This window comes from Rhodococcus sp. (in: high G+C Gram-positive bacteria), from assembly GCF_049591685.1.
Taxonomy (GTDB): domain Bacteria; phylum Actinomycetota; class Actinomycetes; order Mycobacteriales; family Mycobacteriaceae; genus Rhodococcoides.
The window spans coordinates 1-10,989 of record NZ_JBAWFH010000017.1 but is presented as its reverse complement, the minus strand read 5'-3'; the positions used below and the strand labels follow the sequence as shown (position 1 = coordinate 10,989).

At 64.2% G+C, this 10,989-nt stretch carries 11 protein-coding genes; 7 read left to right on the top strand and 4 right to left on the bottom strand.

The window, feature by feature from the left end:
* Nucleotides 1–361, bottom strand: a 361-nt coding sequence (locus tag WBQ44_RS00545) for an ATP-binding cassette domain-containing protein (RefSeq protein WP_495564785.1), incomplete at its 3' end; no start/stop codon positions are given.
* Entirely contained in the window at nucleotides 358–2,001 is a 1,644-nt protein-coding gene (gene mptB / locus WBQ44_RS00540; RefSeq protein ID WP_495564787.1) for a polyprenol phosphomannose-dependent alpha 1,6 mannosyltransferase MptB, read from the bottom strand. The genes WBQ44_RS00545 and mptB, both read right to left, overlap by 4 nt.
* A 330-nt stretch (nucleotides 2,002–2,331) precedes the next feature.
* Between mptB and WBQ44_RS00535 the strand changes: the two genes are divergently transcribed.
* From WBQ44_RS00535 to WBQ44_RS00505, 7 genes are read left to right on the top strand one after another with little or no spacing between them, the layout of a single operon-like run.
* The gene (locus WBQ44_RS00535; RefSeq protein WP_495564784.1) at nucleotides 2,332–3,183 is read left to right on the top strand and encodes a helix-turn-helix transcriptional regulator; all 852 of its coding nucleotides are present in this window, start codon (nucleotides 2,332–2,334) and stop codon (nucleotides 3,181–3,183) included.
* Nucleotides 3,184–3,236: 53 nt separating this feature from the next.
* Nucleotides 3,237–4,643: a Fe-S cluster assembly protein SufB gene (gene sufB, locus WBQ44_RS00530; protein WP_495564786.1), complete on the top strand. Its 1,407-nt coding sequence runs from the start codon at nucleotides 3,237–3,239 to the stop codon at nucleotides 4,641–4,643.
* Nucleotides 4,640–5,863, top strand: a complete 1,224-nt coding sequence (sufD, locus tag WBQ44_RS00525; RefSeq protein ID WP_495564783.1) for a Fe-S cluster assembly protein SufD — start codon at nucleotides 4,640–4,642, stop codon at nucleotides 5,861–5,863. Before sufB ends, sufD begins: the two co-directional genes overlap by 4 nt.
* Before the next feature lie 29 nt (nucleotides 5,864–5,892).
* Nucleotides 5,893–6,669, top strand: coding sequence for a Fe-S cluster assembly ATPase SufC (gene sufC, locus WBQ44_RS00520; protein ID WP_495564782.1), 777 nt, complete (start codon nucleotides 5,893–5,895; stop codon nucleotides 6,667–6,669).
* A 2-nt stretch (nucleotides 6,670–6,671) separates the two neighbouring features.
* Entirely contained in the window at nucleotides 6,672–7,946 is a 1,275-nt protein-coding gene (locus WBQ44_RS00515) for a cysteine desulfurase (RefSeq protein WP_495564781.1), read from the top strand.
* A 2-nt stretch (nucleotides 7,947–7,948) separates the two neighbouring features.
* Complete coding sequence (sufU, locus tag WBQ44_RS00510; RefSeq protein WP_495564780.1) at nucleotides 7,949–8,452, top strand: Fe-S cluster assembly sulfur transfer protein SufU; 504 nt, start codon at nucleotides 7,949–7,951, stop codon at nucleotides 8,450–8,452.
* Nucleotides 8,449–8,838 carry a metal-sulfur cluster assembly factor gene (locus tag WBQ44_RS00505; RefSeq protein WP_495564779.1) on the top strand — a complete coding sequence of 130 codons (390 nt, stop codon included), beginning with the start codon at nucleotides 8,449–8,451 and terminating at the stop codon, nucleotides 8,836–8,838. The genes sufU and WBQ44_RS00505 overlap by 4 nt, the downstream gene beginning before the upstream one ends.
* A gap of 89 nt (nucleotides 8,839–8,927) precedes the next feature.
* Here WBQ44_RS00505 and ku read toward each other — a convergent pair whose 3' ends face one another.
* Together ku and WBQ44_RS00495 are read right to left on the bottom strand one after the other, a co-directional pair.
* A complete protein-coding gene (gene ku / locus WBQ44_RS00500) occupies nucleotides 8,928–9,929 on the bottom strand; it encodes a non-homologous end joining protein Ku (RefSeq protein WP_495564778.1) in 1,002 nt (333 codons plus the stop codon).
* A gap of 54 nt (nucleotides 9,930–9,983) precedes the next feature.
* The coding region (locus WBQ44_RS00495; RefSeq protein ID WP_495564777.1) for a lycopene cyclase family protein at nucleotides 9,984–10,989 on the bottom strand (1,006 nt) is incomplete at its 5' end.

Sequence of the window (10,989 nt, the reverse complement as noted above, 5' to 3'; positions counted from 1 at the left end):
AATCGGGGTCGAGCGGGTTCGCCGAGTACGACGCCACCAGCTTCAACATCTCGCCGGCCTTGGACCCCGGGTAGGCCCCGCCGCCCTGCAGCATGACGCCGATCCGCGGCCTGAGCTGTGAAGACTGTGTGACGGGGTCGAGGCCTAGAACACGGACGCTGCCTGACTCGGGAGTGACGAAGCCCTCGCACATCTCGACCGTCGTGGTCTTACCCGCGCCGTTGGGCCCGAGCAGTGCGAGAACCTGCGCCTGCTCGATGACGAATCCCAGACCATCGACCGCGGGTACTCCGTCGTACGACTTGCGTACATCGGACAGGAACACGGCGGGTTGCGTCGACTGCGACGCGTGGGCGATCACGAGGAACCAGCGTATTCCCCGGCCGGTCGGTCGTGTTCCGGTGGTCCGGTGGTGTCGCGCCAGGGCAGGCGTGAACGGGTGAGCAGAAACAGAATTCCGATGGTCAGGATTGTCATCACTGCAGCTTGGACGATCTGGAACGGCAAGTACTCGCTGCCGTTGGGCATGAGGATGACACTGACCACGGACGTGAACGCGATCGCCGGTACACGGAAGGCTCGGGTGGTGGCCCACGCAGCAAGCGGGGTGACCGCCCACAGCAGGTACCACGGCTGCACGACAGGGAAGAGTAGGACGAGCGCGCCCAGCGACACACCGAGCGCGCCGACCGGGTGCAGACGCCCTTTCAGGACCGCAACGAGCATGCGCAGCGCGACGAAACCCGCGACGACGGCTGCGATGGGACGCGTGAGGCTCAGTACGGCGGTCGTGTGATCTCCCAAGCCGAGCAGTACACCGACGAAACCGGTACCCAGACCCAGGATGGTCGGAATCGACATCCAACTGCGGACGGCGTTCGCGGTGCCTAGGGTGTGAATCCAACCGAGGCCGAGACCGCTGGCGATACTGACACCGCCGATGACCGCGACGCTGATGGCGGCGAGCAACACCGCCGAGGTGACAACCGATCTGAAGGAACCACCCCACCTCCGCGCCAGCGCCATGCCGACGAAGCCCAAGGCCAGAAGGGAGGGGATCTTGATCGTCGACGAGAGCGCGATCAGTGCGGCCCCGGACAACAACAGTGCGACGGAACCGCCTCGAAGCGGCGCCGAAGATTCGATCGCCCGCAAGGCCAGTTCGGTGCCTGCCAGCATCAGACCGATCATCAGAGCTTCGTTGTGAATTCCCGCTACCAGATGAAAGAGGAGCAGGGGATTGGCGGCACCGAGCCACAGTGCGCTGACCGCGGCCACGCCGCACCGGCGAGCGAGCCTGGGCAATGCCCAGACGATCATCGCCACCCCGGCCAGAGCCAACAGGCGGTGCAGAAAGATGCCGGCGACGATGTTCTCGCCCGTCAACCACGTGATCCCCTTACCCATCCACAGGAACAAAGGTCCGTAGGGCGCGGGCGTATCGCGCCAGATGTTGGGCACCGTCCGGGTGAGAACGTTGTCGACGCCGAGGGCGCCTGCCGGGCCGATCGCGTACGGGTCGAGCCCACGCGCCGTGATCTCGCTCTGCGCGAGATACGAGTAGACGTCCCGGCTGAACATGGGTGGAGCGACACAGAGCGGAAGAATCCACAGCAGCAGGGTTCGGTCGAGTTGGGATCGCGTGAGCCGGCGAGGTACGCGACCGTTACGCAGGCTTCCGACGGCGAATCTGCCGAGCAACAACCACGCGAGGACGACCATGACCGTGCCGGTCATGGTGACGGTGAGCGCCGAACTCGCCATTCGCGACGGAAGGCTGAGAAGGCGAATGCCGACTACGGGGTTCTGCAACACCGGCTGCGCGCCGGCGCCGAGGGCGCCGAAAGCCATCAGGATCGCCCCGGCCGCGCCGAAGCGTCGGATCAGCCGCAATTGACCGGTTTCGGCCCTGTTCAGCCCTGGCGCCTCTGCTTCGTCGCCGTGTAGCACGGACACGCTCGACGCGGTCTGCTCGGTATCGAGGCCGACGACACGGCGCAACGGACGAACGACGCGTCGTTCCGCTGCTTGTCGAAACCGCCCTGCCTGTCGAAACCGTCCTGCGTCCGAGAACCCTCCGGAGTGATCCTCCAAAGGCGCGGCCGACGAGGCAGTCTCCGGCGGAGTCTCTTCTGCGCTTCGTTCGTCTGCGGTCGGTGGCACGTTGGCAGCGTAGCCGTGCGGGTTCGCGCAACCGGAACACCGATGCCGTTGTGCGGGTGCAGAGACCGACCAACCAATGGCGAGCCGCGAATATTCCCAGGTCCCGCCCCCGCGTGAAGAAGGGCACCCTTGCTGGACCGGTGCGCGCAATTCCGTCACACTGGTGTTGTGAAAACATCAGCCAGCACTCCACGCGCGGAAGCAGGTGCCCCCGACGGCACGGTTGTTCCGTCGCAGGCGTCGGCTGCCGCGGTGCACTCCGGTGCCGGTCACGAGGGTCGAACCCGCCGTGCTGTGGTCACTCTACTGCTCGAAGAAGGCCCGATCACCGCGTCGGAAATAGGTTCGCGGCTCGGCCTCAGCGCAGCGGGTGTCAGGCGACATCTCGACGCTCTGATCGACAACGGCGAAGCCCGGGTTGCCCCGGCGACGGCCCTGCGGCAGCGTGGTCGTGGACGTCCGGCAAAGCACTTCCAGCTCACCTCGGTCGGGCGCAATCGTCTCGGTCATACGTACGACGATCTCGCCGGCGCCGCCATGCGTCAGCTTCGTCGGATCGGTGGCGACGCTGCCATCGAGACGTTCGCCCGGCAGCGAGTCGACGCGATCGTCGCCGATGTCGAACCCGCGGACGGTGACCGGCCTGCCGACGTCGAAAAGGCAGCCGACCGCATCGCGGACGCATTCACTGCTGCTGGGTTCGCGGCGTCGACGCGGCTGGTGGGCAACGGCGTGCAAATCTGTCAGCATCACTGCCCCGTCTCGCACGTCGCCTCGGAGTTCCCCGAGCTGTGCGATGCAGAGCGCGCTGCATTCGCCGAGCTGCTCGGAACACACGTGCAGCGACTCGCGACAATTGCCAACGGCGATTGCGCTTGCACCACCCACGTTCCTCTCAATACCGCACGAGAACAGATTTCGATCACCCCTCGCTCCGCCTCTCGACGCATCACCCCCTCAACTCCCGGTGCGCAGCCCCGCACCGGAGATCGAACAAGCCTCCGGAAGGAGCTCGCATGACCGTCACACCAGATCAGGTCACCCCCGCAGCACCGTTGACTCCCGCAGCACCGATGACTCAGGACGAGACCATCGCGTCGCTCGGTAACTACGGTTTCGGCTGGTCCGATTCCGACGTGGCCGGTGCCAGCGCCAAGCGCGGTCTATCCGAAGCCGTGGTCCGAGACATCTCGGCAAAGAAGAGCGAGCCCGAGTGGATGCTCGAGGCGCGCCTGAAGGCTTTGAAGACGTTCGATCGCAAGCCCATGCCAAACTGGGGGTCGGACCTCGACGGCATCGATTTCGACAACATCAAATACTTCGTTCGATCGTCCGAGAAGCAGGCCGCCACCTGGGATGACCTGCCCGAGGACATCAAGAACACGTACGACAAGCTCGGTATCCCCGAGGCAGAGAAGCAGCGTCTGGTCTCGGGCGTCGCCGCTCAGTACGAGTCCGAGGTCGTCTACCACTCGATCCGCGAGGATCTCGAGGCACAGGGTGTTTTGTTCCTCGACACCGATACCGCTCTCAAAGAGCAGCCCGAGCTGTTTCGCGAGTACTTCGGCACCGTCATTCCGGCCGGCGACAACAAATTCTCCGCCCTCAACACGGCCGTGTGGTCGGGTGGCTCATTCATCTACATCCCGCCGGGCGTCCACGTCGACATCCCGCTGCAGGCGTACTTCCGCATCAACACCGAAAACATGGGTCAGTTCGAGCGCACGCTCATCATCGTCGACGAGGGCGCATACGTGCACTACGTCGAGGGCTGCACCGCGCCGATCTACAAGTCCGACTCGCTGCACTCGGCGGTCGTGGAGATCATCGTCAAGAAGGGTGGTCGCTGCCGTTACACGACCATCCAGAACTGGTCGAACAACGTCTACAACCTCGTGACCAAGCGCGCGAAGGCCGAGGCAGGCGCCACGATGGAGTGGGTCGACGGCAACATCGGCTCCAAGGTCACGATGAAGTACCCGGCAGTGTGGATGACCGGGGAATACGCCAAGGGGGAGGTCTTGTCGGTGGCGTTCGCCGGACCGGACCAGCATCAGGACACCGGCTCGAAGATGCTGCACCTCGCACCGCACACCTCGTCGAACATCGTCAGCAAGTCCGTTGCCCGCGGCGGTGGACGTACGTCTTACCGCGGTCTGATCCAGATCAACAAGGGTGCTTACGGGTCGCGCTCGACGGTCAAGTGTGACGCGCTGTTGGTCGACACGATTTCGCGCTCGGACACGTACCCGTACGTCGACATCCGTGAGGACGACGTCTCGATGGGTCACGAGGCGACCGTCTCGAAGGTCAGCGACGAGCAGCTGTTCTACCTCATGAGTCGTGGTCTGACCGAGGACGAGGCGATGGCAATGGTCGTTCGCGGCTTCGTCGAGCCGATCGCTCGCGAACTGCCCATGGAATACGCGCTCGAGCTCAACCGGCTCATCGAGCTCCAGATGGAAGGATCGGTCGGTTGACCAACCCGCTCACAGGCGTGCAGGGCGCCGTTGCATCGGAGAACCCGAGCAACGGCGTCGGCGCGCGAGAAGACAAGACGAAGCTCGTCGCGAACAAGGGTGCCCAGTTCACGTCCTACGACGTAAGTGCATTCGAAATTCCCTCGGGCCGTGACGAACTGTGGCGCTTCACCCCACTGCGCCGACTACGTGGGCTGCACGACGGCTCTGCTGTAGCCACTGCCGACGCCGACATCACGGTGTCGGCGGCCGAGGGTGTCACCGTCGAGACGGTGGGTCGTGAAGACCAGCGGCTCGGCGTGGCCGGAGTCCCCGCAGATCGCGTTGCTGCGCAGGCTTACTCGGCGTTCACCTCGGCAACCGTGGTCACGGTCGCACCGGAGAACGAACTGACCGAGCCGGTCAACATCACCGTCAGCGGACCGGGCGTCGATGCCGTGGCTTACGGGCACCTGCAGATTCGCCTCGGCAAGTTTGCCAAGGCCACTGTCGTCGTCGACCAGGTCGGCAGCGGCATTTACGCCGAAAACATCGAGTTCGTTCTCGACGACAGCGCGAACCTGTCGGTCGTGGTGATTCAGGATTGGCAGTCCGACGCCGTACACGTCGGCGCTCACCACATCCGCCTCGGACGCGACTCGGTGCTGCGGCACTTCAACGTCAGCCTGGGCGGCGATCTCGTTCGGGTCAGCCCCACCGTGCACTACGACGCGCCAGGCGGCGACGCCGAGCTCCTCGGTGTGTATTTCGCCGATGCCGGCCAGCACCTCGAGCAGAGACTGCTCGTCGACCACACGGCCCCGAAGTGCAAGTCGAACGTGTTGTACAAGGGCGCGTTGCAAGGTGAAACCGGACCCGGCAAAACCGATGCCCACACCGTGTGGATCGGCGATGTGCTCATTCGCGCCGAAGCGGAGGACACCAGCACGTTCGAGTTCAACCGCAACCTTGTTCTGACCGATGGTGCCCGCGCCGACTCGGTACCCAACCTCGAGATCGAGACGGGCGAGATTCTCGGTGCAGGCCACGCCAGCGCTACCGGACGGTTCGACGACGAGCAGCTGTTCTACCTGCGCGCCCGAGGAATCTCCGAAGAAGCGGCCCGTCGTCTGATCGTGCGGGGCTTCTTCCACGAGATCATCGACCGTATACCGGTTCCTGCGGTCCGCGAGCGTCTCGACGCCGCGATCGAGGCCGAACTCGCCGTCACCGGCGCTTAGAACTCATTCGACACTGCGAAGGAAATTTCATGTCCACGCTGGAAATCCGCGACCTGCACGTCAGTGTCGCAAACACCGATGCCACCGCCGAGCCGATCAACATCCTCGAGGGCGTCGATCTGACGGTCGACTCGGGCGAGACGCACGCCATCATGGGTCCCAACGGATCGGGCAAGTCCACGTTGTCCTACGCCATCGCGGGGCACCCGAAGTACACCGTCACCTCGGGATCGATCACGCTGGACGGCGAGAACGTCCTCGAGATGAGTGTCGACGAGCGCGCTCGCGCAGGCCTGTTCCTCGCGATGCAGTACCCCGTCGAGGTTCCCGGCGTCTCGATGTCCAACTTCCTGCGTACCGCAGCCACTGCTGTGCGCGGAGACGCACCGAAGCTTCGCCTCTGGGTCAAAGAGGTCAAGGCCGCCATGGGTGAGCTCGAAATCAAGGACGAGTTCGCCGAGCGCAGCGTCAACGAAGGTTTTTCCGGCGGTGAGAAGAAGCGTCACGAGATCCTTCAGCTCGGATTGCTGAAGCCGAAGATCGCCATCCTCGACGAGACGGATTCGGGACTGGACGTCGACGCTCTGCGCGTCGTGTCCGAGGGCGTCAACTCCTACAGGGAGCGCGAGAACGGCGGCGTTCTGCTGATCACCCACTACACGCGCATTCTCCGCTATATCAAGCCTGATCACGTGCATGTCTTCGTGGGCGGCAAGATCGTGCAGTCCGGCGGCGCCGAACTGGCCGATGAGCTCGAGGCGAACGGCTACACGGCATTCACTCAGGCTGCGGCAACAGGAGCATGACCATGGCTGCACCCGCAGCTCTGTCGAACCTCGCAGTCGACGTGGCGTCGATCCGGCAGGACTTCCCGATCCTGGGTCGCACGGTCCGCGACGACAAGCCACTGGTGTATCTCGACTCGGGGGCCACGTCGCAGCGCCCGGTGCAGGTGCTCGATGCCGAGCGGAATTTCCTTCTCACGTGCAACGCCGCCGTTCACCGAGGTGCGCATCAGCTCGCCGAGGAGGCGACGGACGCGTACGAGGGTGCGCGTTCGGCGATCGCGCGCTTCGTCGGCGCCGATTCACACGAGCTGGTGTTCACCAAGAACGCGACCGAGTCGCTCAACCTGGTCACGCACGTCCTGGGTGACGACCGTTTTGATCGTTGCGTCGGCCCCGGTGACGAAATTGTCGTCACCGAGCTCGAGCATCACGCCAACCTCGTGCCGTGGCAGGAGCTCGCGCGACGCACGGGTGCCACGCTCCGCTGGTACGGCGTTACCGACGATGGTCGCATCGATCTCGGTACTTTCGAACTGACTCCGGCAGTCAAGGTCGTTGCATTCACCCACCAGTCCAACGTGACAGGCGCTGTGGCGCCGGTGACGGAACTGGTGCGGCGGGCTCGTGAGGTGGGGGCGCTCGTCGTACTCGACGCATGCCAGTCGGTACCGCACATGGTCGTCGACCTGCACGATCTGGACGTTGACTACGCGGCGTTCTCCGGCCACAAGATGCTCGGCCCCTCGGGCGTCGGTGTTCTGTTCGGCAAGGCGGAACTACTCGAGGCGATGCCCCCGTTCATCACGGGCGGTTCGATGATCGAGACCGTCACCATGGAGAAGACGACGTACGCGCCGCCTCCGCAGCGCTTCGAAGCCGGCGTACCGATGACCAGCCAGGTTGTCGGGCTCGGTGCGGCGGTGGAGTATCTCGAACGGATCGGCATGAACGCGATCGCGGAGCACGAGCATGCCCTCGTCGGCGCGACGCTGAGACGTTTCGCGTCCCTCGATGGCGTACGCGTCATCGGTCCCACCGAGAACGTCGATCGCGGATCCGCGGTGTCGTTCGTCGTCGAGGGTATTCACGCGCACGATCTCGGCCAGATCCTCGACGACGAGGGTGTGGCGATTCGGGTCGGCCACCATTGCGCATGGCCATTGCATCGACGCTTCGGGGTGGCGGCTACGGCACGAGCGTCGTTCGCGCTGTACAACACGATGGACGAGGTCGATGCGTTGGTCGCCGCGATCGAACGTGCGCAGCGGTTCTTCGGAAGCCGGGACGGTCTGTAGCGATGCGTATGGAACAGATGTACCAGGAAGTGATTCTCGACCACTACAAGCACCCGCACGGCCGCGGACTACGCGAACCGTTCGGTGCCGAGGTGCACCACGTCAACCCGACATGCGGCGACGAAGTGACGCTGCGAGTGCACATCGACGACGCTGGAACCATCGCGGATGTCTCGTACGACGGACAGGGATGTTCGATCAGCCAGGCAGCGACTTCGGTGTTGACTGATCAGGTGGTCGGGCACCCTGTCGCCGAGGCGATGGCAATTGTCGACGCGTTCAGCGAAATGGTCAGCAGTCGGGGTAGCGTCGAAGGTGACGAAGACGTCATCGGCGACGGAATTGCCTTTGCCGGGGTATCGAAGTACCCGGCGCGCGTCAAGTGCGCGTTGCTCGGATGGATGGCTTTCAAGGATGCCGTTGTTCGAATAGTAGAAGCCCCACCTGTCGTCGCCACGGCGCAGGAGCGGTCGGCAGCATCCGCACGATCCGGAGGACAATCATGAGCGAGACACAGCAGACACCACCCGCCGACACGGCGACCGAGACACCGGCAGTGCCGCTGACTCCCGAGGAGATCAAGGTGCTCGAAGATCTCGAGGAAGCGATGCGTGACGTCGTCGATCCCGAGCTCGGCATCAATGTGGTCGACCTCGGCTTGGTGTACGACATCAAGATCGACTCCGACGAAATCGTCACCGTCGATATGACGCTGACATCGGCGGCATGCCCGTTGACCGACGTCATCGAAGACCAGGCTCGCGGCGCACTGGTGCGCAGCGGACTGTGCTCCGACTTGAAGATCAACTGGGTGTGGATGCCGCCGTGGGGCCCCGACAAGATCACCGACGATGGTCGTGAGCAGCTCAGAGCGCTCGGCTTCACCGTGTAGGTAATCGCGTCACCGGCGTGACAAGTGCCCTCGGGCCCTCCTGTCGCGCCGTCGGTGGTCGCGTAACCGATTGGCACCGCGCCGGCGACTCAGGCTCCTTTGCGCGCCTGGGTCGTTTTGCTGTCTGCGGTGGATTTCTTCGCTGCCGTCTTCTTTGCTGCGGTCTTCTTCGCAGGTGCTTTCTTGGCGGCGGCTTTTTTCGCCGGAGCCTTTTTGGCCGGCGTTCCCTTCGCCTGCCCGTTTTCCGAATCGCCCGACTTCGAATCGGTGTCCTTCGAAGTGGATGGTGAGGCGCTTTTCGCGTTCTTGCCGGCCGCTTCGACACTGCGTTGCAGGGCCGCCACCAGATCGACCACCTCGGCATCCTCGCCGTCGTCGGACGGTTCCTGCTCGGTGTGGATTACCTTCTCGCCACCGTTGGCAAGAGTGTCGTCGATCAGTTTGCGAAGCTCGATCTGATAGTCGTCGGTGTACTCGGTCGGATCGAAGTCCGAAGACATGCTCTCCACCAGTGTTGTTGCCATCTTGACTTCCTGCGCGCGCGCTTCGGGAGCGTCGTCGAGCGAGGGGAACTCGGCCGCGCGGACCTCGTCGGGCCACAGCAACGTCTGGATGACCAAGGTGTCGTCGCGTACTCGCAGAGCCGCGAGACGCGTCTTCTGCCGCAGAGTGAAGTGCACCAGCGCGGTGCGTTCGGTCTCGAGGAGCGTCTGACGCAGCAGCACGTAGGCCTTGGGCGACGACGAGTCCGGCTCGAGGAAGTAGCTCTTGTCGTACAGAACGGGATCGATCTGCTCGGTCGGCACGAACTCCAGTACCGGTATCTCGTGCTTCTCCGCAGCAGGCAACTTGTCGAAGTCCTCGTCGGTGAGGATGACGCGTTCTCCGTCGGGGGAGTCGTACGCCTTGTCGATGTCGGCGAACTGGACGGACTTGCCGCACTCGGAGCACACGCGGTCGTACTTGATCCGGCCGCCGTCCTTCCCGTGCACCTGATGGAACCGGATGTCGTGCGTTTCGGTGGCTGAGTACACCTTCACCGGGACATTGACGAGTCCGAAGGCAATCGACCCTTTCCAGATGCTACGCATGAGGCCCATGATTCACGAGAATCGCGTGGGATGAAAGGGCAACCCTCGATGTGGTCACGAACGCACCAGCGTGCGGGCAATCGCGATGCGCGCGGCTGTGGGCAACGTGGGGAACATGCTCGTCATCGCGTGCGCGGTTCCGGCAGCGTCGGATCTCCCCGAGAGATAGGACTTCTGCAGGGTTGCCGGCAGGTCGAAGAAGCTGGCGAAGAAGTGCGGAACGAGTTCGGGGTCCAGTCCGAGCGCCGTTCTGAGGCCGAGGTTGCGCAGCCGCTGCACCGTCCAGATCGATAGGGTCCCGACCCTCCGGCCGGCAACGAGTGCATCGACGAGTCCGTCGGTGGCGCAGAGCGATGCTGCGACGCTGTATCCGGTCGCGGGATGCATTGTGGAGGACCGGGCACCGAACCGAATGGTTCCCCGGTCGGCTGCAGTCCGAGGGGGAGCCTGCACGGGGAATCGCACCCGCTCGACGGTTTCACCGCCAGTGAGGGTCACGCCTCGGTTGGTCAGTCTGGTGGTCAGCCTGCTCTGCAACTCTCGATATCCCAGTGCGGGTCGCCCGACGAGGCACGTTTCTTCCAGAAGGATCGAATCCGGCCCCAGTGCGACCGCGTACAGGAAGCTCGGGGTGTCCGTTGATTGGGTGCCGTTGTCGCGCCGCCAATCCATGAACCAGGCACCGGTGCCCTCCAACAGCGGCTCACCGGTCGCGCCTTCGACGATGACCCCGAATGCCGTCTGTTCCGCCAGGCCGGCGAGACCCGCGGTACCGCGCGCGTCGATCACCGCCTTTCCGCGTAGGTGGGTGCCGTCGACGAGGGTCACTTCGGTCGAGGTCACCCTCGCGGCCGTTCCCGACACGATTCGGGCAGCAGCCACCGACAGCGCGTCCTGCAGTGCGGATGTGTTCAAGACGCAGTAGGTGCGTTCGATGGCCTGGCGCCGAGTGGTCCAGGCAGCCGGTGTCCGCGTGACGGATGCGATGGCGGTCTTCGGTAGCCACGACGGGAGTTCGTCGTCCCACGCCGAATACGTCGGCGTCCAGCGCCGATCGGGG

Bases quoted from the DNA above. Each gene is read 5' to 3' on its own strand.
- sufB (WP_495564786.1), top strand. From the start codon at position 3,237: ATGACTCAGGACGAGACCATCGCGTCGCTCGGTAACTACGGTTTCGGC.
- sufC (WP_495564782.1), top strand. From the start codon at position 5,893: ATGTCCACGCTGGAAATCCGCGACCTGCACGTCAGTGTCGCAAACACC.
- WBQ44_RS00515 (WP_495564781.1), top strand. From the start codon at position 6,672: ATGGCTGCACCCGCAGCTCTGTCGAACCTCGCAGTCGACGTGGCGTCG.
- sufU (WP_495564780.1), top strand. From the start codon at position 7,949: ATGCGTATGGAACAGATGTACCAGGAAGTGATTCTCGACCACTACAAG.
- WBQ44_RS00505 (WP_495564779.1), top strand. From the start codon at position 8,449: ATGAGCGAGACACAGCAGACACCACCCGCCGACACGGCGACCGAGACA.
- ku (WP_495564778.1), bottom strand. From the start codon at position 9,929: ATGCGTAGCATCTGGAAAGGGTCGATTGCCTTCGGACTCGTCAATGTC.